This window comes from Paenilisteria newyorkensis (assembly GCF_000766145.1).
In the GTDB taxonomy this organism is placed as follows: Bacteria; Bacillota; Bacilli; order Lactobacillales; family Listeriaceae; genus Listeria_A; species Listeria_A newyorkensis.
The window spans coordinates 168,174-190,407 of record NZ_JNFB01000012.1 but is presented as its reverse complement, the minus strand read 5'-3'; the positions used below and the strand labels follow the sequence as shown (position 1 = coordinate 190,407).

The window sequence follows — 22,234 nt, the reverse complement described above, 5'->3', positions numbered from 1 at the left end:
GTCTTATTTTGTAAGTGTAACTGTTTGTGTTTTGATTACTGTGTTTGTGCTATCGTAAGCGATAACTTTTACAGTGTCTGTGTCAGCTGCAATTTTGTCTTTTGCATAGTATTGGAATGTTCCGTCTGCTGCTACTGGTACATAAGCAAATACTGTTCCGTTAACTTCTAGACCAACTTTTTTCACAGCGCCAGTGTATGTTCCTGTTACGCGAGCATCATTGATTTTGTATGTCGCTGGGAAGATGTCACCTGTTACTGTTGATGAGCCGTCTGTTACTGTTACTGTTTTTGTGTCTACAACATCATTGTTTGCATTGTAAGCAATAACTTTAACTACATCTGTTTTTGCTAATACTTTATCTTTTGCATAGTAAGTGAATGTTCCATCTGTTGCTACTCCTACTGATGAGTAAACTGTTCCATTTACTTCAAGTGCTACTTTTTTCACGCCGCCTGTGTATGTTCCTGCTACGCGAAGGTCACCCAAAGTATAAGTTGTTGGGAAGATGTTACCTTGTAATGCTGCTGAATCTGTAAGAGCTACTGTTTTTGTATCAATTAGTGTGCCTGCTGAGTTGTATGCTAGTACTTTCACTACATCTGTTGTTGCGAAAACTTTATCTTTTGCATAGTAAGTGAATGTTCCATCTGCTGCTACTCCTACTCCTGTGTAAACTGTTCCATTTACTTCAAGCTCTACTTTCTTCACGCCGCCTGTATATGTTCCTGTTACACGTAGATCACTTCCGATAGTAAATTTCGCTGGTGTTACAGTTCCTTGTAAAGCTGATGAATCTGTTAAATTAACTTTAACTGTTTGGATAAGGTCGCCATTAGCATTGTAAGCCAATACTTTAACATCGTCCGTTTTACTTAGAACTTTATCTTTTGCATAGTAAGTGAATGTTCCGTCTGCTGCTACACCAACTGAAGTGTAAACCGTTCCGTTTACAGATAGGGCAACTTTCTTCACGCCACCTGTGTATGTTCCTGCTACACGTTGATCACTACCTACTACAAAGTCACTTGCTTTGATTGTTCCTGAAAGTGCTCCTGAATCTTGAATCTTAACTTTCACTGTAGATACGGCTGTTCCTGCTGAGTTGTAACCAATGATTTTAACGTCATCTGTTAGGTTTAGAATCTTGTCTTTTCCGTAGTAAGTGAATGTTCCATCTGGTGCTACTGCTACACTTGTATAAAGTGTTCCGTTTACAGACAGAGCTACTTTCTTGATGTCGCCTGTGAATGTTCCTTGTACACGTAGATCGCTACCTAAGTTGAATGTTGCTGGAACAACAGTACCTTTCAATGCTGCTGCATCTAAAACTGTTACTTTTTTCGTTTCGATAAGCTTGCCACTTGCGCTGTAAGCTAGGATTTTAACATCATCTGTTAGGTTCAAGATTTTGTCTTTTGCATAATAGCGAAGTACGCCATTAGTTACAGCAACCGTTGTGTAATCTACACCATTTACTTGTAGTTTCACTTTAGTAACCTTACCTGTGTAAGTTCCTTCAAGGTAAGTGTCGCCATTTAGATAGAAGACGTTTGGAAGTACTGAACCAGTTAGATCTTCTACTGTCACTGTGATTGTTTTTGTTACTTTGTTGCCATCTGCATCAGTTACAGAGTAAGTTACGCTGTATGTGCCTTCTTTTGTTGTGTCAACGTTGTTTGCTGTTACAGTTACTTTAGATGTTAAGTTACCATCTTCGCTATCTGTTGCTGTTACACCTGTTAATGGGTTGAATGTAGTACCCATTTTGATTGATTGATTAGATGCTGTGATGACTGGTTTTTCGTTAGTTTTTACTGTTACTGTGATTGTTTTTGTTACTTTGTTGCCATCTGAATCTGTTACTGAGTAAGTTACGTTGTAAGTGCCAGCTTTTGTTGTATCAACGTTGTTTGCTGTTACAGTTACTTTAGATGTTAAGATACCATCTTCTTTATCTGTTGCTGTTACACCTGTTAGTGGAGCGAATGTGTCGCCAACTTTGATTGTTTTGTTAGCTGCTGTGATGACTGGTTTTTGGTTTGATGCTACGATTTTTGATGTTTCTGGGCTTTCAACACCGTTGTCGCCTTTTTGTGTTACTTTAACTTCATCGCCTTCTTTTTGTGCTGGAACTGTGACAGTAAAGTCGCCGTTAGCATCTGTTTTACCAGGTACTTTTGTTCCGTCTGGAAGTGTTACGGTGATGTCTTTATTTGGCTCAGCTTTACCTGTAACAGTTGTGTCGCCTTCTTTGATGTCATTAACTGTTGGAGCTGCTGGTGCGCGTAGATCTTCTTGTACTTTTGTTGTTACGTTTGGACTGTCGTTTACACCATTTGTTTGGTATGAAACTACAGATTGATCTTTAAGAAGATTAACGCCTGCTGGTACATCTACTGTCCATGTGCCATCTTGTTTAACTGTTGCTTTTGCAGTTGATCCGTTAGGGAATGTAACAATAATGTCGTTACCTGCAACACCAGTACCTGTTACTGTTTTAGCACCAGCGTAGATTGGGCTAACTACTGGACGAGCAATTGCACTTGATCCTTCTGTTGAAAGACGTGTGTAATCGAATAGGCTGAATCCGTCAATACCTGACGCAACACCACCGTAGTAGCTAGTTGTCGCCGTACCATTTTTACTTGATAGAGTAACTCGACCTAAGTCAATGTCAGTCCATGCAGTGTTTGCTGCTTTAGACCAGTCTGTTCCGTGATTCCATGCCATTAGGTTTTTTACGTTGTTGATTTCTACACGTGATTGGTTTGCAACTGTTGCAGTCCCCGCACCTTTCACAATATGACCAGTTTTAGATGTTGCATTATTATTGTTTTGGCGGAAATCAATAAATTTAGGGCTATTAAGCACTAACTTAGAGTTGGATGCGCCACTTAAGTCAAATACAGGTACTGAATATGTTGTTGATGGATAAAGTGCTTCAACATACGCCATTGTATCTTTTTGGAATGTTACAACACCGTTTGCTTTTACTGCTGCTTTTGATGCTTGTGAAGCAGCGCGGATGTTAGCTTTTGAACCAGTAGCAAATGTTACAGAACCAGTAGTGTTTATACCATAGCCTACTGCTGAAATTTTAACTGTTGAATTTGCTCCAACGTTAAGTGCTGCTGCTGCGCCACCTGCTTGTTGAACACCTTCTGTTCCTGAAAGATCATAGCTTGAGTCAGCACCGATATTAATTACTGAACCATAAAGTGAGTGCATTGCATGGCTGTTCAGCGCTTTAATAACAACCGTATTATTCGCTCCAAAAGTAGTATCTTTTGCCGTGTAAATACCATCGTGACTAGATGCTGTGATATTTAGGTTGACGTTTTTACCAGTTGATAAGCCTTCACCGCTTGTATCATTTGTATAGATACCATCTACATAGCCTTTAATATCCATGCTTGAGTTATCAGTGATTTTCACACCACCAGCATCAATACCTCTACCATTTGAAGATGAAATTGTAGTTTTTGTGTTTGCTCCAAAGGTTACACGTGAGTTTCCTGCTGCATAAATTGCTGCTGATTTTGCTTTTACATTAACTTCTGTGTCATCACCAAAAAGGATTGGGCCACCAGCAGAGTAGATACCGTCACTAATAGCAGAGTCGATGTCAATTTTCACACGATCTGCCGCTGCTTTTGGTTGATTAGACACTGTACCAAAAGTTATTGCTGCTGATCCCGCTGAGTAAATAGCTTTATTTTGTGTTCTTAATTTTAGAGACGAGCCGTCACCAAATGTAATCGATGCATTTCCGTAGATACCATAACCATTATCACTAACAATATCGATATTAGCATTTTTACCTACAACGATTGCTGCTCCTGTGTTGTATGCATAAACGGCAGTACCGGTACCAGTTGCTTTAAGTTTTACATCGTCTCCAAATGTGATATTTCCAGTTACGTAGATTCCATAACTCGAATCACCAGATGCTAACGTTAAGTCAGAGCCATTTTTAGCAACCAATGTTGCTGCTCTTACTGTCCCGTATTTAGATGCTGATTTCAAGACTGTATTTTCACCGATAACAAGAGCACTTGTCGCTACGTCAAATGCGTAACCTTTGTTTGAGTTCATGTTGATATAAACATTATCGCCAATACTTACATTACCAGATGTACGAACTTTAACAGCTGTCAGTAAAGCGGATAATTCTTCGATACGTGCATTGTCTTTGATGATTAATTCATCAACTTCTACACCGTAATCATCTGGACTTACAATCTTATTGTTTGTTCCAGCGATGGATAGGGAAAGTTTACCCGTTCCACCCATGATTTCTCCCCATACTTGTACGTTGTTCGTCAAGTTAACTGTAGGTGCTGCTGTTGAGTTATATCCTGTAAATACACCTTGTGTTCCGTTGTTCGTGATACTTAAGTCTTGTACATCGATGATAGAAGTAGAACGCATAACCATTTGATATTTACCAGCAGTTATTGCTTGGCCGTTACCTTCAATGCGGATGTTGCTGTTGATTGATACGTTACTTGTGAATTGGAAGTTCCCAGTGATTTCGATAACGTTGATAGTTGTAGATTCTGCTGCTATTTTAAACTCTGCAAATGTAGAAACTTGTGCGCGTCTTTCTGTTACCCCATTGTCTAGAGCTAATGACATCGGTTCGATTGAAATTTTGCTAGCTGCTGCGTCTGCACTTGGTAATGCTGGGTTAGTCGCTTCTGCTGCGAATGACCCTGCTGGTAATACTGTAAATACTTGGCTTGCAATAACTGTAGCTACTAAAAGTGATTTGGCAGCTTTCTTGACCGACGCCTTAGATAGAACGTTAATTGGTCCCTTTTGTTCGATTTTCATGTTTATTTTTCTCCTTCTTCCTTAAACTGTTTATTTGTCTGTTTGTTTTCCTGCGTGAACCGTGCTGCCTTCACATAATAAACACCCCCTAAGTTGCAACAAAACTGTATTCTCATTTATATTTATTAAAAATATAGAATCATCTGAAGTAGTGTTTGTTTATGTTTTGGAATACGTCCCTGCAGTCATTTTTTCAAAGTAAATTTCATTACTTCATTCGTGCTGATTGGATTATATCATAGTATTTCAGAGTCACTTTGCGATGTTTTTTTCTGTAAATCGCCAGTTTCTTCTAAAAAGAAATGTAGTTGGACGATATATCCATTTTAATTTGTAAAATACTTTACTTTAATGGTGCGTGGGTGAAACCTTTGTTAAATCTAGCAAAATTAGAGTTTGATTATTTTAAAAATTCTGATTAGTATTACTAAAAACTCTGGACTTAAGTTAATCCATCTTGCTTATACTACATATTACTAAGTTATGATGCTTTTTCATCTTTTAGTAACGTGGTGTAAAATAAATATTTTCTTGCCTTTGTTGCTTCATTTTTCTGTTTTTGTATTGCTTCCTTTTATTTTAGCTACTTTATAACCCAAAACAAAAGGCTTTTTTTTGGTAACAAATTTCACTTCTTTTAGGGTATTTTTACTGGTTATACTCTAAATTTGTAGATTTATCACAACTTGATGTAACTTATCTTTCTTCTTTTTTTGAATTGTCATACATCACTGACAGTTCATTCTAGATGCCGTGCTGCTGTGGGTAGCATCACCTCCTTTCGATATGCTTTTTAAAAGGGATCCATCGATTTGCTCAGAATGGAGTTCCATTGTAGTGAGGTTTTTCATTGTTTTACGGATTTTGGTTTGGTTTGTGAAGTTTGTTTCTGGGGAAATTAGAAGAGATAGTGTGACTGCGAGGGGGCAGCCGATTTCGTTCGATTGGTCGGGGGATGACCAGAAGAAGTTTTTTTCGCTAGGTACCTGAGATTTGGAATCGCTTTGTGCTTATGTATTCCGTTCTCGGTGCCTCTTACAGTTATAAGAATACTACATAAAAGTCCGAAAATGCGATTATTATCAAAAAGTTCTTTTATCGAGAAATTTTTGACTCTGTTTAGTAAAAAAGAATGACAAATGGAAATTATGGTGCTATATTTGGCGTAATAGAAAATCGTGCTTTAGGAGCGTGTTTACGTATGAAAAATCTTGTTATTGCTTCAGAATATCGGAAGCTAAGGCTGTTGCATATCTTGTTTACGGCAGAGCAGAATTACACGAAGAAAGAGCTTGCGGCCTTGCTGCATTGTTCTATTAAGACGCTGGATAGTGATATAAAAAGCTTGCAGGAAATTTTTGACCCGGCGATTGCTCGTGTGCATGAGGATGAATTTTATGTGTTGCTCGATGTAGGGGAGCAAATCAATTTCTCCTATTTATATGCCATGACCGTTAGTAGTTCGTATATGTATTTGATTTCTAAGGATATCTTTACAGGGAAACGGCAAAACTTGACGGATTGGGCGGAAGCGAATTTCAGTAGTTTGCCGACGATGTATCGCCGTGTTCGTCAGATCGATACATATCTTGCTGAGAGTCGCCTCGTGTTGGAGACGACACCGCTTGATATTAAGGGGACGGAGATTCGCTTGCGTTTTTATTATTTCCAGATTTATAGCCGTTCCTATCCTTATACGAAGTGGCCATTTCCAGAGATACCTTATGCGCGTGTGAATGACTTTATTAAGACGGTGGAGAGTTGCTTTGGGATTTATTTTTCGCTGTCTGCCCGGATAAATTATGCGATTGCGATTGCGGTTTGTTTGGAGCGGGTGAAGCAGGGTTATCACTACACCATGACGCAAGCCGACCTCCACTCTTGGAAAAGTATTGCCGATGCGCAGCGTGAATTCCATCCCGTTGATTATTCGATTTTAGGGGATATTGTTGGCTTTCCGTTATCAAAACAGGAGTGTTATATCAATGTCTTGATGTGCTTTTGGACAAAATTCTCTTATGTTGACGAGGGGCAAGCAGAAGTTCGGGTGAAAAATAGTAAACTTGTGAATCCTCCTAAGTATGAACTTGCTCAGGATTTGGTGAAACTTTTAGAGGAGTATCAGATTCATAATTCAACGCATATATTAGCAGAAACGATTGATTTTCTGACGCGCTTCCTCTTTATTGATAAAATGAACAACCTGCCAGAGGTTCCATATACGCACATAGCCCCCGATAAACATGCGCTTAGTCAAAAGATTAGAACGGTGCTAAATAGCTTTGAAACGAATCCAAATCACCGTTATATTCGCTCTAACAAGGCCATGATGATCCACTATTTAACGGATTTCTACAATATTGTGATACAACAAGAGCAGCAATATCGGATCCTTCATGTGAAAATTGTTTCAGAGAACGGCTATTTTTGGGAGGAGTATCTGCGGACTGAGTTACGGAAGCGATATTCAGAAGAACAAATCATCATTTGTGACGAGTTGCATTCCCACGAACACATGCAACACATCGACCTCATCATCAGCGATTTCCCGTTCTATGAAGAAACTGGCATCACAGCCGACACGCTTGTCTGGAACATGCCCCCTGTAAAAAAAGATTTTGAACAACTAGATCTGTTTTTGAGTAAGAAGAATGAGCGCTTTGCTGAATAAAAACCAGGCTAGAACTAAATTCCAAACAAGATAAAATCGCCTTCCCTTTCTTTTTGGGTAAGACGATCATAATGCTATACACAAATCGAGCGAAAGCGGTTGTATTCAGGGGATTTGGATAGGATTAACCGTTCACTTTGTTCACGCTTATATTGGGACTGTAACTCATTACATGTCGAACAGTCCCAACAAAGCGGAGCATACTGGTGTATGTGATGACTGAAAGCAGGGAGAGGGTAGTTTCCTCGACCATGCAAGAAGTTAAGCGTAGCAAGTATTGCGTAGCAGAACCGGAAGTCCGCCAAATCCCCTGAATGCGAGCGCTTGTCGCCGATTTATTTGGGTTATGGTCCAGTCCTATGAAAAATCGTCCTACCCATGTTGGGCAGGACGAAGATTTTGCTATACATAAATCGAGCTTATGCTGGCGTATCTGTTAATTCCCAAGTTAGTGTTGCTTCGTACTGACCTGGAATTTTCGAAGTTTTACCTGGTACGCTTAGTTTAATGCTGTCTGCGGCTTCTGTTGCATCCGCTCCGAACATATCAACCCACGTTCCCATACCTTGGTCTTCTTCTGCACTCATAACATCCGATGACGTTCCAGCTGGATCAAGCGAGAATCCTGTTGCTGTTGGTGCGTCACTTTCTGATGCCGAGTTCAATGTTGGATTTTCAAAACTTAATACAGCACCAAGTAATTCAGATGTACCGTTAACAAATTGGCCGTCTTGTTTTACCGTTAGATGCCAACCTGCGTTAGAACCACGGTTATCCGTAATTTGGATATAGTTCGGAATATCTTTTACCGTTTCTGCAGCGCCAACTTTAATTTGATCAAGCTTCGCGGAGTAAACCTCATTGTTACCGGATATTTTTTGATCTCCGAAGTGAATATTAGAGATATAATCGATGCTTAGAGGTCCTGCTGTACCTGCTGGATGATCCGGATCAACGGGTACCACTACTTCTGGATTGCCTGGATCTGTTGGATCAACTGGATTTGTGATTGTATCATTAGGAATAAAGTTGACATCTGCTTTGGAGCCCAATGTTCCACCGTCCGCTGCATGAGCCATTGTTCCCGTACCCGTTCCTACTAAGGTTGCCACTGTTACCATACCGACGATCGCGAATTTCGTTAATTTCATATTATCAATTCCTTCTCTCGTTTTTTATTGTGTCCCTTACATACATAAGATTACTACACAAAAGACGAAATTCAGGAGTTATGTCAAAAAATATAGAAAGCTAGAAAAAAATGAAAACGATTAGGCTCAGATCGTTGAAATAGAAAAACCGATTTACATGATATTTCTCAAAAACTCAGCGGGGTGACAAATGCTTGGTTTCTAGGCAAAAGCGAGTACCAGCGCAGAGCGTACTGGGGTACGTTGACTGAAAACAGGAAGGGAGTCTTATCTCCGACCATGTGAGAAGTTATGCGAAACGCAGTGTAGAAGAGCGCTGGAACGGAGCTTTTAACGACGAAAATGAATATTTGTCGCCCCGCTGAGCGACTAGGCTTTGGTGGCACCTATCATTATTCCACCGACAACTACTAAAATAACACCGATAATGACAAAAATGATTTCTTTTCGTGTTTTGCGTTCATTTAATAGAAGAATCGCGCCCAGTGTCGAAATAACGACGCCGAGTTGTGAAAGGGAGAATCCCGTCGCGACACCAACAAGACTGTTCGCGTATATCATCGCCACATTCCCGAGCGCCCAAATCATGCCGGGAATCGCAAGCCATGCTGTTTTCTTAATGAATCGGCTTTCTTTGTCGTCCTTACTACGCGCCGTCATAATCAGCGCCGCTATCACCATTCCAATCGCTTGCGGCAAAATCGCGTCCAGCCCATTGATCGCGAAACCTTGAATAATCACGACGTAGCTAACGTAACCCGCCGACGAAATGGCTAGTGCGAGCAGTCCGCGGTTCAACGTCGCTTGCCCCGCTTCTTCTTTTTCCGCGTAGGATGTCATGAAAATACCGATAACAATCAGCGCCAACGCGGTAAACCCAAACACAATTCGGAATGTCGTATCCCATTCGTGAAATAGCAACACACCACAAAGCGTCGTCCCAACGAGTTGCATCCCCGTCGAAATCGGCATCGCCTTCGAAACACCGATCAGCTTAAATGACTTCAACTGGAACATTTGCCCGACACTCCACAAACACCCCGTCAAAAAACTAATAATCACCGTTTCCATTGTATACACCGGATCTGTAAAAACGAACGCAATACACGCAAAAATAAGGGCTCCAAACGTGATACCCGTCGTTTGTTGCCTCGTTGTCCCGCCAATTTTTGTAATAAGTAACGGCATGAATCCCCATAGTAAAGCAGGTATAAGCGCTATCAAAATATTCATCTGTCCCTTTTCCTCCCATCATTATCGAACCAAGTTATGTACGGCAATCCCTTAAAAATTGATTATCCCACATTCTATTTCATATGTCGATATTCCTATTTCTTATTATACAAAATGAAAGCCGTTTCATAGCAAGCTTTTTTATGCTCATTTTCGTATTTTTTGTATCCAATCAGCCTAAAGATCGATGACACCTACTCCTAGAGCCCCTTGTACTTTGCAATATTTTGTGAACATTTTATGACAAGCCTCATTTACTAGAATAAAGTTTCATTTTTCCCTTGCATATAAGTCCAATTTGGTTTAGAATATATGTTCGTGCTGGTTTTTAACGCATACACAAGGAGGTATATAATGAAAGTTTTATTTCAACACTTGAAGAAATACAAGCTTCAAACCACGCTCTCCACACTTTTCATCGTCGTCATGGTTATCTCACAATTATGGCAGCCGAAATTATTACAACAAGTACTGGAAGCAATTATTAAAGACGATATGGATGACATTACGCGAATTGGTATTTTACTTATTATTATTGCGGTCGTCGGACTTATCGCTGGTATCCTCAACACCATCCTCTCCGCAAAAGTGGCACAAGGTGTAGGAGCCGACATTCGTGAAACTAGTTTCCGCAAAATTCAAACTTTCTCATTCAGCAATATCGAGAGACTTTCGACGGGAAATCTAGTGGTTCGTCAAACGAATGATATTACGCAAGTTCAAAACTTAGTGATGATGTCGCTACAATCCATCACTCGAATTCCGATTATGTTTATTGGTAGTTTTATTTTAGCGATGTATACCCTGCCAGAACTTTGGTGGATTATTATCGTGCTCGTTGTCCTTGTTCTCCTCATTGTTTTCTTGATTTTTGGACGCATGGGCAAACATTTTGGCAAAATTCAAGGCTTTATTGATCGCGTCAATGCTATTGCGAAGGAAAACTTGGCTGGTATGCGCGTCGTGAAATCGTTCGTACAAGAAGATAATGAACTAGAGCGATTCACAAAAACAAGTGATAAATTAACGCATCACACCATCGTAGTTGGACAGCTTTTCTCGATTATGATTCCGGCATTTATGCTCGTTTCAAACATGGCAGTTGTCGCGGCAATTTATTTTGCTGGGGATTTAGTGAAAGATGATCCTGCGGTAATTGGTGCAATTGCATCTTTCATGAACTACTTAATGCAAATTATGATGGCGATTATTATCGGTGGTATGATGATGATGATGGCGTCACGTGCGATGATTTCATTGAAACGTATCGGTGAAGTGCTAGAAACAGAGCCTGATATTACGTATGACGAAAACGCGCCAAAACAAGATTTAGTTGGTAGCGTGGAGTTCCGCGATGTTAGTTTCCAATATGAAGGCGATGAAACAAAAGCGCTGAAACATATTTCATTCGAAGCGAAACCTGGCGAAATGGTTGGTATCGTTGGAGCGACCGGGTCTGGTAAATCGACCTTGGCACAACTGATTCCACGATTATACGACCCAACCGAGGGTGAAATTTTGATTGGTGGAACGGACTTGAAGAAAGTGAATAAACAGACGTTACGCGATACGGTTTCGCTTGTATTGCAACGCGCGATTCTTTTCTCAGGTACGATTGCCGAGAACTTACGTCATGGTAAGAAAGACGCAACGCCAGACGATATGGAAAAAGCGACACGCATTGCGCAGGCGAAAGAATTTATTGAACGCCATGCGGATGTGTATGAAGCGCCAATCGTTGAGCGTGGTAATAACTTCTCCGGCGGGCAGAAACAACGCCTTTCCATCTCACGCGGTATTATCGGTGATCCGAAGATTCTGATTCTTGATGATTCTACGAGTGCCCTAGATGCGCGCAGTGAGAAACTTGTCAAAGAAGCGCTGAATAAAGAACTGAGCAACACGACCACTTTCATTATCGCGCAAAAAATCTCTTCTGTGATTCATGCAGACAAGATTCTCGTGCTTGATGCTGGGGAACTTGTTGGCGTCGGTTCACACAAAGAACTCGTTGAAACAAGTGCGGTTTACAGAGAAATCTATGACACACAAAAGGGAAAGGAGGTTGACGCGTAATGGCTGAATTTAAACGTATCTGCCGCTTTTTCTGGCACTATTTAAAAGCTTACAAGTTGCAGCTGACCGTGATTATTATCGCGATTATCGGTGCTACTTATTTACAAGTCAAGGCTCCTGAATATATCGGGAAAGCTATCCAAGAACTGGCAACTTACGCGCAACGCTTCTTCACGACTGGCGTTGATGACAAGACGGATTTCGTCCATATTATTTGGATGCTAATTCTATTCTATGTCCTACTTGCCGCTGCAACATTCATTCAAACGATCTTGATGGCCGGCGTTTCTGGTCGCGCGACGAACCGGATGCGTATCGGATTGTTCCGCAAAATGGAGAAACTGTCGATTCGTTTCTTCGATGGGCATAAAGATGGCGAAATGCTGAGCCGTTTTACAAGTGACTTAGACAACATCTCGAATACGCTGAACCAAGCGCTCGTGCAAGTTTTGTCAAACGTTGCGTTAATGATTGGTGTTATCATCATGATGTATAACCAAAATGTGAAATTAGCAACGGTGACGCTTCTGATGGCACCAATTGCGATTGTTATTGCCGCGTTGATTATCCGCAAAGCTCGTAAATACGTGGATATGCAACAAGATCGTCTCGGCGAACTAAACGGCTATATCGATGAAAAAATCTCCGGTCAAAAAATCGTTATTACAAACGGTTTAGAGCAAGAAACGATTGAAGGCTTCGTGAAACATAATAACATCGTGAAAGACGCAACTTTTAAAGGTCAAGTTTACTCCGGTTTACTTTTCCCGATGATGCAAGGTATTTCGTTAATCAATACAGCTGTCGTAATCTTCTTCGGTGGTTACCTAGCGCTTGACGGTAGTATCGAACGTGCCGCAGCTCTTGGTTTGATCGTTATGTTCGTGCAGTATTCGCAACAATTTTATATGCCACTTACTCAAATTTCGTCTCAGTACAGCATGCTTCAATTAGCAATTACTGGTGCGCGCCGTGTTAGTGAAATTTTTGACGAAGAAGAAGAAGTGGAGCGTAAAGACCTGAAAACAATCGATGGCGTTCACAAAAGCGTGAAGTTGCAAAATGTGGACTTCGCTTATACGCCTGAAAAACCAGTGCTTAAAAATGTCTCGATTGATGTGGAAAGAGGTAAAATGGTTGCCCTCGTTGGCCCGACTGGTTCTGGTAAAACGACCGTCATGAACCTACTGAACCGTTTCTACAATGTCGATAACGGTGCGATTTTGTTCGATGATGTCGATATTCGTGACATTAAACTCGCGTCTCTTCGTAAAGAAGTTGGTATCGTGCTTCAAGATTCTGTGCTTTTCTCGGGTACTATCCGCGATAATATCGTCTTCGGTAAACCGGAAGCAACAGATGCAGAAGTTACGGATGCTGCGAAACAAGCCAATATTCACGATTTCATCATGACGCTTGAGAACGGTTATGACACGGAAATCACGGATGAGAATAATATTTTCAGTGTTGGTCAGAAGCAATTGATTAGTATCGCGCGTACGATTATTACAAATCCGTCCCTGCTTATTCTAGATGAGGCGACAAGTAATGTAGATACCGTGACCGAGAGCCGCATTCAAAAAGCGATGGATAACGTTATCTCGGGTCGTACTAGTTTCGTTATTGCCCACCGTTTGAAAACGATTCTTGACGCCGATCATATCGTGGTCTTGCATCAAGGAGAAGTTATCGAGCAAGGCACACATGAATCATTGCTGAAAGAAGAAGGATTCTACTCCGAATTGTATCATAATCAGTTTGTGATTGAATAAGTTTTTCTATAGAAACAGCGCATCCTTTTCGCGGGATGCGCTGTTTTTGCGTTTAAAAGAAGAGTTTACTCGCGGTAATCGATAGGGCTAATAACGCAACAGAACCAATAGTTGCCGCTAAAAATACACGCCCGCCGCGACGGATAATCACTTGGAAATTCACGCTCATACCGAGTCCTGCCATCGCCATTCCGAGGCAAAGATACGCCAGTGAAACCAGGCCGTCTAATAAGCTTGCTGGCATCGCGATGAAGGTGCCAATCGCACTCGTCAATAGGAATCCACCCATGAACCACGGAATCGGTAATTTGGCCTTTTCGTCTGATGCTCCTTGTGTTTTGCGTTGGGCGATGATTCCTACTATTAAAGCAACTGGTGCGAGTAGCAAGACGCGAGATAATTTCATGATAATCGACGCGTCAAGTGCCTGCGTTCCCCCTGCCCCACCAGCTGCTACCGCATGTGCGATTTCATGTAAAGATGAGCCGGCCATGACACCGAATTGCGTTGGCGTCATACCTAAAACGGGCATCAGTCCTACTTCGATGAGCGTAAATACCGTTCCTAAGATGCAAACCACGGCCACCGCTAGCACCGCATCATCATTTTTTGCCTTCAACTGGGGAGACACGCCCATGACCGCAGCGGCACCGCAAATCCCGCACCCGCAAGCCGTGAGCATGCCGAGTGTGCTGTCTACTTTTAGCCATTTGCAGAGGAAATATACTGTGACAATCGTGAATGCGACGACCACAATCGCGAAGATAATCGTTTTCACGCCAGAATCCGCCAACGCCTTTAAGTTCAACCGGAATCCTAACAAAATAATCCCTAACCGCAAAAATTTATTCGATATGAAGCTCGTTCCAGGTTGTGCGCTGACGACAAGTGTCCGGCTCATTTGGACGAGCATTCCGAGTATTAGTGCGATGACGAGTGCGCCGACAATCTGCAAGCCCGGTATTTGTGCTAAATATTTTCCTGCTAGTGAACAGGCGAGCGTGACGGCTACACCGATCCAAAATCCTTTTTCCTGCCATTTTATCTTCATTTTTCCATTCATCTCCTAAATCCGTGTTATAATAATAAGAAATCTTATGTAAAAGGGGGCTCTCTCGCATGTTTCACTGGCTTCAAACGTTTATGACGGTTTATGAAGAGAAGAATTTTACGCACGCCGCCGAAAAACGATTTATCTCACAGCCAACTGTTTCGTTACATATTCAAAAATTGGAAGAAATAACGGGGAGCGAATTGTTTATCCGGAGCGGACGCAATCATGCTGTACCGACCGAAAGCGCTGACTTACTCTATGTTCGCGCGAAACAACTCGATTCTTTATGGGAAACTAGTTTGAGCGATATCCAGCAATTGCAGGGAAACACGCGGATTACTTACACGATTGGCGCCTCGCAAACGATTGGTGTGTATATGCTCCCTCTTGTTTTACCGCAGCTTCAAAAGCAGTTTCCGAACTATGATTTTGTGGTCTCGATTGCGAATTCGACGGTAATTTTTAATCGGGTGGAAACGCATGAATACCAAGTTGGGCTTGTGGAATCGCCGATGATTGCACCGATGATTACGCGCACTGTTTTTGCCCACGATTCGCTTGTTTTGGCTGGTGATATGACGAACGATCTTTGGCTGTTGCGTGAAACTGGTTCTGGAATTCGCACGTACACGGACCAATTTTTTCAACAAGAAAACATAATTCCCGCGCAAAAAATGGAGATTGCAAGCAATGAGGCGATTTTGACTATGTTGCGGCAAGGCGTCGGAAAAACGCTACTTTCTGATTTGAGCGTCCGCGATTTTCCGTATGAGCACCCGCCAACACCGATTGTTCGCCCACTTTTTCAGATTCACAATCATGCTTTCCCGCAAGATCCGCTACAAATCGCGCTACACGAATTGTTGATAGCTAGCTTTTCTTGACTACATTTACAGTATACAAAGGATTTCGTGATAAGTAAAATAGATATTTTAGATACTAATTATCAGTATTATTGATGAAAAGGAGTTTAGAGAAAATGAAGAAGAAATGGACAGATTTAGATTGGCTTTTTACAGGTATTTTGCTCGCGATTGCTGTTTTTATGTATAAAACACCGGATATAGTCGCATCGATTAGTAGTTCCTATCTCCATAACTTTCCGCTCGATGATTTTTCTGAGATGGACAGTTGGATGCTGTATATTTCGATTATGAGCATATTATTCCTGTTTGCCGCAACAACCATCACACTTTGGATAATGAAAGGGAGTCAAAAGAATGAACAAGAAAAAGTTCTGGAAAATCGTCAACAAAGCTATCGTGCGAAGCGGCGCAGACATCGATGAATACGTAGAAATGCTTGAAAAGTTGCTCCGTAAACTAAAGCCAGATGATATGGTGAAATGGCAACTTATTTTTGACGAATATCTTGAAGTTTCGAAGGCAGACAGGCTCTGGGCCGCGGCTTATCTATTGAATGACGGAGCGAGTGACGACGGTTTCGATTATTTCCGCGCTTGGCTCATTTCCCTCGGACAGGATGCTTTTTTGGCGATACTAAAAGACCCGGATTGTCTCGGCGAACTGCTTCAAGGCAATGTTGACGATGATTTTTTAGCCGAATTTGAAGAAATTATGTATATCAGTAGTGACGCGTATTTAGAGAAAACCGAGCAGGATGAGGAAGAAGTTTTCTTTGAAGCCTGCGATCGTTTGGCTCTAACCGCCGAAGAGAAAGCCGAGATTCATGCCGATATTGTATTACCGGAAGCTTTAGAATGGGACGAAGACGATGATTTAGAAATTATTTTCCCTAAAATTGCAGCCGCTCTGAAATAGGCCATTTATTTAGCGTTTTTTCGCAGGACAAAAAAGCACCATAAACCGTTTACTATCAACGATTTATGGTGCTTCTTCATTTCCTAAAAACGGAGAAACGGGGATTCTGATTGTTGGGTGAAATGTACTCATGGTGCTGGTTTTAACGCTTATAATGTTGGCTGTGTGGCAAATAATTTTAAGAAGATGGCGAGAGATTTTGTTCGTCATCTTCTTTGTTGTGCGCTGACTTTTTCTCTTCACAGCCATTACAATTGAAAATGTTATTCCTCACTTATCCACAGCAGGTTTTTAGTCCTCTTCTGTTTTGAGGTACTCTAAATCACTTGTAGACCGTCTCAATCGATTATTCTAGTTTTAGCCCTCTTTTGTTCTGAGGTACTCTAAATCATATTTTTTGTAACGGCTTGCAATCATTTGTTTTAGTCCTCTTCTATTCTGAGGTATTTTTAATAGTAACATCATATTACGTCCTCTTGTAACTTCCAATTTCATTTTGAGATTGACTGTAACATCCTACATCACATTTCTAACAGTCTCTTCACTATACCACAATACTCTTCTGAAACTTGATTTGTTTCTATATAACCACCATCGATTTTTTTCCCACCCAGATGTCTCAATTTTTTTGGCTCTAAGCTTTTTATCACCAACCTATGTTTATTTTCTTTCAAGTTAGCAAATACGACGCTCATACCATGTCTATCTAAAATATCGATTAATGACTTGGAAACGGCATTCTTTAATTTACGATCATACTTAAAAATTTCTCTCAACCTCTCGGATAAATACAGCAACGTGCACTCAGATTTGAGTGATAAATAATTTAAATGCGCTATATGATTCCTTGCATTTTTCTCAGAAACAAACAGTCCTTCTTTTTTCAAGAATGTATCCAGCTTTTTAATACTTTTTAGTCTATTATCGCCCCAATATTCCACTCTCTCAGTTATTCCTGAATGCTTAAAATATTGATTCGCCATACATTGAAAGTCTCTATCAGCTATTGCTACATAGCCAACATATCTTCCCAGAATTTCAATTAGCAAATGGTGCAGCTCATTAACGTATGCAAGCGTAGTTTTATTTTTATGCCAATTGTAAGCGTCAATAGCGTCACAACACTCTTTATACTCTTTAAAAAATGCATTATTTTGCGGTTTTTTTGGATTTTTTGCCCATTCATTATGCAATTCTTTTCTTCGCTTAATAGTCTCTTCAATGGTTTCTTTTTGCCGCTCCCACTCTGCTAAGTTGCATTTTGACACTTTGAACTCAGGATTAGCATCAAAAAGCCGTTGAATCACTGTTTCAGTACCATACTTCCTCGCTTGCTCTACACCACGAAAAAGAATCGGTGTTTTGCCATCACTTTGTCGGTACGGTTCCCGCTGATACAATTCCTCTACAACATAGCCCTTCATAATTTTCTCGTATTCCCGTTCTGAGCTAAAAAACTGCTTCCAATCATTCTCTCGTGAATCCACTCCGAGCAATGCTAAACCAATGATTTCTTGTTCTCCAGTTAAATGACCGTCATACTTAATCATTTCGTTTCTTAGCTCGCTTAAATGCCTAGCATCAAGCATTTTGCAGAATATCCAAAATGCAATATAGTCATCTTTATTTTTCAAAAATGACGGCTCCACTTTAATATCAAAGCTCATTTCCTCAATCTCACTTTGTTCTAGCCCCTGATTTCTTGGATTTTTAATAAATTTTAAATTAGCAGATCTCATATGCCTATCAAAGCCCTTAATAAAAACCTGACTAATAAATTTCTCAAAATGATTCGGTGTATCCTCAATTGAATCCTCATGTATCGCTATTTGACCTTGGACATAACCCATATAGTCTCTAGGCATCTCACCTTCTTCAACTTCTCTAATGTTAATAAAAGCTTTTGCATCCTGCTGTCTATTTTTATTTAATCGCAATACAAAATTGGCAGCATCTCGGAAAGCATTATTATCAGCTGTAAACCATGGCATAAATTGCTGATAATAAACTAGCTTCGTCAGGAAATAGCGTGCACGAAAATCTTCTTCTCCATATTCCAAAATATCAAAAGTAGTCAAATCCAAATTATAGTATCTATTTTTAGAAGTTTGGTAGTCGTGCCCTTTTGCGTAGACACGCTTAAAGCTTGGGACAAACGGCGCATTAGTAGTCAGCAACGAAAATCCTTGTTTCATTTCCCATATGGATTGCAACTCATCATGCCTGTAGAACCTTACTACTCCACTACTTTTAAGTTTTTCTTCGATGAACTCTGGAATTTTGGCGATATCTTTATCCATCAATTTTTGCATATCAGAATCCGCATATTTCATATTGTTAGGTTCAAATTCAAAGCCTTTTATTTTAAGTATGCTTTTCCAAGAATGCTTTTTACAATGGTAAACCTCATTTCTAATTTGCTGAATAGAGCCCCTAATCGCCCAGATAGCTTCATCAAAATTCACATTTTGAAGCTCATCCGAGAAAAAGGGAATCATTTTCTTCACAACATCAGATCGCGTAGTACTGTTTGGCAAATTCTTTTTAAAATTGCCCTTACCTAGGATATCCTTTTCACATTCAGGGTTTAAAATCATCTTCAAATTATTCGATGCGAAGGCGCAAGCATTAATAAATTTGAAGCTAAATGCCTCACCAGATCTAATATCCTGCAAGTCTTTTGTTTTAGGATCTGTTAGCTCATATGCCTCCATTTTGCCTTGTTCCAGTACATAATGATATACAGCATTTTTAAATTGTTGCTCCACTGTAGACTCAATTAATTCCTTTTTCAAAAAGTCCGCTCGTGCATGTTTACTTCTATTCGGTGCACGTTTGATTGGGAAATATCGCTGTATATATTTCTTCACTTCTATACCATATTGATTTAACTCCGGATCTTCTTTCAATTCATCCAAAATATTTCGCTGATGTTGTTGCAAGCACGCTTTAATTTTATAGTTTGCACTTTTATCCTCGTTCAAATCTACTAATTTAAACGACTCCGCTAAGTCTGCCAGTTTATATTTTTTCGCCACAAGATCGAGTCCCAGCGGTTCTCCATTCAAAAAGGCTGTGACATATTTTTGCAATACTAATTTCCTTGGCGAATCAGGGGACTGTATTTTGTTTTGCTCAATGGATTTCTGTATGGTTGTCTGCTTATAGTGAATGTATGATTCTGCCCAATCCGTATAGGGTTTCAATTTTTCAAAAAAAATGCCCCAATCTGGCTTAATTTCATCTAAATCTCGAATCGCTGGTACCGCTATATCTGTAAGGCAAAACTGAACATGTTCGGCACCTTTGCTAGGCGGATAAGAAATCATGTTTTGGAACTTCGGTTTAAATAGTTTAGTTAAAGATTCCGTATTTAGACTCTTTAAATTATGTAACTTTTGGCTTGGCACTTCTTGATGTAACACCGCCAACATTAATTCTGTTATTTCTTTATTAATCGCTTTATTAATTGCCTGCTTACGCCTATTCTTTTCTTTTTCATCGGGTTTTCTCACAGTTTTATTGAGGATACTCTTATAAAATGACTCTTTTTTCTTATCAAATATAATTTCTGTTGTCTTATTTCCATCGATACCTTCATAACCCAGTTGACCTTCCTTGCTTGTCCTCTCCATTACGATAGTTCTTCCATCTACTCTCATCTTTGTGATTTTCATCTGTCTACTCAGCTCCATTTGGTTTTATAGTCATGTACCTAATGCTTCATTAATGCTGAAAATTTAATTGGTTTCTTCATGCGTGTATGAAATTTCTATTATTTATCAATATATTCATTATACAAGAAGGCACGTTGCAAGACAACATTCACTGATGGTTCATCTACAATACTAAGAATTGAATAAAGCCATAAAAACCAATAATCCAGCTCTTTGGATCACAGTTTTTATGGCTTTATTTCGAATACTTATCCACAAAAGAGGTTTTAGTCCTCTTTTGTTTTGAGGTACTCTAAATCTTACTTTGAGCGCGGCGACCGGCTTGCTAGGTTTTAGTCCTCTTTTGTTTTGAGGTATTCTAAATCGGCGTAACGCGCCACCATTTAGAAGCTTTAGTTTTAGTCCTCTTTTGTTTTGAGGTACTCTAAATCTGAAAAAAGCTATACCATATCGACAAGTAGTTTTAGTCCTCTTTTGTTTTGAGGTACTCTAAATCAAGCATTACGGCGTATCACGCCACCAATTAGTTTTAGTCCTCTTTTATTTTGAGGTAATATATTCACTTGCAACAACATAACTATACCAGATTATTAATGGATCTGCATCTTGACAGATTACCAAAACATAATTATTTTTTCATAAATTAAGAGACAACTCAGAATACAGAATTGCCTCTACATGTCTAATTTTCCCACTGTCAATTCCTCTGCGCATAATATCTCCACCTTAAACCTTCATTAATAAGATTCTATACTTATTATCTCCCGTATGTCATCAATTTCTAGAGCATCTGCAATCCTTTCAATATGCCGCAATGAAATTCTCTCATGCTTATTATTTGATAACTTATTAATAATCGAAGGCTCAATATCAGATAACCGTGCAAGTTCTCGTAAAGATATATTTCTGCTCTCCACCAGATTCTTCAAGTTAATAATTACATATCTACTCAACATGCTCATCCCTTTCTGTTGTTTATAAGAACATCATATAGTATAATGTGTAATCATATGGTGTCGCTAAAGACATCAGAAAGGAGTTATTAATGAAAAATTTAGATATTGATTTTCAAGAATTTGTTCTTACTCGAATTGAAACCCTTATGGAAAGCCCTTCAACTGATAAAAAAATAGGGGAATTCAATTCTAATTGCACTTCCTTATTAAATAAATTATTTTTACAATTAGACGAAGATGACCGAGCGTTAGATCTTCTAAATCGTTATGAAAAAACCGTCCTTAACTATGAACAACTTCTTACTCAACACATTTATAAGCTAGGCTTTAATGATGCTAAAACTCTGTTACTCCAAAACCATATTATATAAACACTAAATAAGACATTGAACCCAACCACAGTTCAATGTCTTATCTAATCATTAATCTTATTTAATTCTTTTTAAACCAACTACATCATTTGTTCAATTTACTAAGCAGCATGTCCAGCACGCCCCTCCGCCATTTTTATTATTTATTTAGTTTCAGAAAATGCTTACATACTATTCTGAGCTGTTGATAAAGTCTTCAAAACTGCTCGCCGCAAAGTATACTACTGGATCAAATTCTCCAGATTCTTCATGGTTCCAAACGCATAATTTGGGTGTATCTTTTGATTCTCTATAGTCCAAACATAGGTAATCACCAGCAAATAGTATCGCAATTGGTAACAAGTCTACACCTACTAAATCCTCATTACCTGTTAGCCTCTCTTCGATTCTTGTGAGCGTAACATCTATATCATATTCTCCTAGATTATTACCCTCAGTATCCTCTAATACACATAAAAATCGGTCAATTGCATATGAATGATTATTAGCCACAAATGATTTTTCGATTGGGATCCCGCCATTATTTTCAATTAACAAAGCTTTGTATTTTGTTGGAAGTTTAATCCCCCACATATTTTCCTCATTGCTTACTATGTCTTCTGTAGGTAATGGCAGTACGATTGAACCTTTTTCTATGCGCATTTTACACTCCA

Annotated in this window: 14 protein-coding genes; 7 read left to right on the top strand and 7 right to left on the bottom strand. The window is 39.7% G+C overall.

Features of this window, described 5'->3' with window-relative positions; genetic code table 11:
- Window positions 1-3: 3 nt before the first annotated feature.
- Window positions 4-4,839, bottom strand: a complete 4,836-nt coding sequence (locus EP58_RS05430; RefSeq protein WP_036091031.1) for an immunoglobulin-like domain-containing protein — start codon at window positions 4,837-4,839, stop codon at window positions 4-6.
- 1,201 nt (window positions 4,840-6,040) lie between these two features.
- On the opposite strand from EP58_RS05430, the gene EP58_RS05425 reads away from it, so the two are divergent.
- A complete protein-coding gene (locus tag EP58_RS05425) occupies window positions 6,041-7,510 on the top strand; it encodes an AcpB/EbpR/MafR family transcriptional regulator (protein WP_036091027.1) in 1,470 nt (489 codons plus the stop codon).
- 419 nt (window positions 7,511-7,929) lie between these two features.
- On the opposite strand, the gene EP58_RS05420 is transcribed toward EP58_RS05425, so the two are convergent.
- Both EP58_RS05420 and EP58_RS05415 read right to left on the bottom strand, forming a co-directional pair.
- Entirely contained in the window at window positions 7,930-8,661 is a 732-nt protein-coding gene (locus tag EP58_RS05420; RefSeq protein WP_036091024.1) for a WxL domain-containing protein, read from the bottom strand.
- A gap of 369 nt (window positions 8,662-9,030) precedes the next feature.
- Window positions 9,031-9,894: a GRP family sugar transporter gene (locus EP58_RS05415; protein WP_036091022.1), complete on the bottom strand. Its 864-nt coding sequence runs from the start codon at window positions 9,892-9,894 to the stop codon at window positions 9,031-9,033.
- A 354-nt stretch (window positions 9,895-10,248) separates the two neighbouring features.
- Here EP58_RS05415 and EP58_RS05410 point away from each other — a divergent pair, with 354 nt between their 5' ends.
- Together EP58_RS05410 and EP58_RS05405 are read left to right on the top strand one after the other, a co-directional pair.
- A complete protein-coding gene (locus EP58_RS05410) occupies window positions 10,249-11,970 on the top strand; it encodes an ABC transporter ATP-binding protein (RefSeq protein ID WP_036091019.1) in 1,722 nt (573 codons plus the stop codon).
- Window positions 11,970-13,742, top strand: a complete 1,773-nt coding sequence (locus EP58_RS05405; protein WP_036091016.1) for an ABC transporter ATP-binding protein — start codon at window positions 11,970-11,972, stop codon at window positions 13,740-13,742. The genes EP58_RS05410 and EP58_RS05405 overlap by 1 nt, the downstream gene beginning before the upstream one ends.
- Before the next feature lie 52 nt (window positions 13,743-13,794).
- Here the strand turns inward: EP58_RS05405 and EP58_RS05400 are convergent, their stop codons facing one another.
- Window positions 13,795-14,793 carry a YeiH family protein gene (locus EP58_RS05400; protein WP_036091013.1) on the bottom strand — a complete coding sequence of 333 codons (999 nt, stop codon included), beginning with the start codon at window positions 14,791-14,793 and terminating at the stop codon, window positions 13,795-13,797.
- Window positions 14,794-14,861: 68 nt separating this feature from the next.
- On the opposite strand from EP58_RS05400, the gene EP58_RS05395 reads away from it, so the two are divergent.
- The 3 genes from EP58_RS05395 (at window position 14,862) to EP58_RS05385 (ending at window position 16,577) form a co-directional block, all read left to right on the top strand.
- Window positions 14,862-15,680 carry a LysR family transcriptional regulator gene (locus EP58_RS05395; protein ID WP_052171354.1) on the top strand — a complete coding sequence of 273 codons (819 nt, stop codon included), beginning with the start codon at window positions 14,862-14,864 and terminating at the stop codon, window positions 15,678-15,680.
- Between the two features lie 95 nt (window positions 15,681-15,775).
- A complete protein-coding gene (locus tag EP58_RS05390) occupies window positions 15,776-16,084 on the top strand; it encodes a hypothetical protein (protein ID WP_036091009.1) in 309 nt (102 codons plus the stop codon).
- Entirely contained in the window at window positions 16,017-16,577 is a 561-nt protein-coding gene (locus EP58_RS05385; RefSeq protein ID WP_077917840.1) for a DUF4240 domain-containing protein, read from the top strand. Before EP58_RS05390 ends, EP58_RS05385 begins: the two co-directional genes overlap by 68 nt.
- Window positions 16,578-17,098: 521 nt before the next feature.
- Here the strand turns inward: EP58_RS05385 and cas13a are convergent.
- Window positions 17,099-20,254, bottom strand: coding sequence for a type VI-A CRISPR-associated RNA-guided ribonuclease Cas13a (gene cas13a / locus EP58_RS05380; RefSeq protein WP_036091002.1), 3,156 nt, complete (start codon window positions 20,252-20,254; stop codon window positions 17,099-17,101).
- Window positions 20,255-20,991: 737 nt separating this feature from the next.
- Complete coding sequence (locus EP58_RS17210) at window positions 20,992-21,210, bottom strand: helix-turn-helix domain-containing protein (RefSeq protein ID WP_216362197.1); 219 nt, start codon at window positions 21,208-21,210, stop codon at window positions 20,992-20,994.
- A gap of 89 nt (window positions 21,211-21,299) precedes the next feature.
- On the opposite strand from EP58_RS17210, the gene EP58_RS05375 reads away from it, so the two are divergent.
- Window positions 21,300-21,581: a hypothetical protein gene (locus EP58_RS05375; RefSeq protein WP_036091000.1), complete on the top strand. Its 282-nt coding sequence runs from the start codon at window positions 21,300-21,302 to the stop codon at window positions 21,579-21,581.
- Between the two features lie 171 nt (window positions 21,582-21,752).
- On the opposite strand, the gene EP58_RS05370 is transcribed toward EP58_RS05375, so the two are convergent.
- Entirely contained in the window at window positions 21,753-22,223 is a 471-nt protein-coding gene (locus tag EP58_RS05370) for an SMI1/KNR4 family protein (protein ID WP_036090997.1), read from the bottom strand.
- Between the last annotated feature and the right edge of the window lie 11 nt (window positions 22,224-22,234).